Annotated in this window: 1 protein-coding gene; it reads right to left on the bottom strand. The window is 38.3% G+C overall.

The window, feature by feature from the left end; all coding sequences use genetic code 11:
- Nucleotides 1-25: 25 nt before the first annotated feature.
- A protein-coding gene (locus N0824_RS17345) for an IS1 family transposase (protein ID WP_108936533.1) occupies nt 26-720 on the bottom strand; the annotation gives its coding sequence in 2 pieces (ribosomal slippage) (nt 26-378 and nt 378-720; 696 coding nt in all).
- Between the last annotated feature and the right edge of the window lie 40 nt (nt 721-760).

Below are 760 nucleotides of genomic sequence, written 5' to 3'. Positions count from 1 at the left end.
AGGCGTTGCTGAATTAAGCTATGAATCAGTAAGGAATAGGCACTTCTTGAAACTTCAGATAATGAATTAATAAACGAATAGAGTATCCTAACATTTCTGTAGACTTAGAATAGCAGAGTGTTTGGCGATGCAATCGGGCTAGATAATGTCTTAAACGTGTGTTCTCACCCTCTACTCTGGTCATATAAGTCTTACTAATTATATGGTCGCCCTCTGCTATAAAACATGGATAAACTGACCATCCATCACTCACATAAAAATAGCATCCCCAAGACTTAACTAATTCCCATAATGGGCGAAACGTTTCGCTACTATGGTCTCCGATTACCCAACCTAAAATTCCTTTTTTAAAGTGGTCAACGGCTGTCCACACCCAGATTTTGTTTTTTTTGAGCCAACAAAGGTTTCCAATTCATCCAGTTCCCCTACTTCAGGAATTGTTTCTGGGTCATAGGCGACTGGCAATAATTCTCCCACAGATTTTACCCAATTAATTACGGTCGTATGATGAACTCCCTTTAGCCTTTCTATTCCTCTAAATCCCATCCCATTAACATAGGCAGTTAGGCATTCTCGCTTCGTTTTTTCGTCATAGCCTTTCTGTTTTTCATAGTTATTAATAAATTGACGGCCACAGGTTACACAAATATGATTTTGTTTACCTTGTTTATTGATGCCATTTTTACGGATATGGGTAGATTTACATTCAGGGCATTGCATTTTGATTTCCTCCATTCATATCTCTATTATGCAACGCCCT

Source organism: Microcystis sp. 0824, assembly GCF_003112475.1.
In the GTDB taxonomy this organism is placed as follows: domain Bacteria; phylum Cyanobacteriota; class Cyanobacteriia; order Cyanobacteriales; family Microcystaceae; genus Microcystis; species Microcystis aeruginosa_C.
Note: the sequence above shows the minus strand (reverse complement) of the source record. Positions and strands in the feature narration are given on the sequence as shown.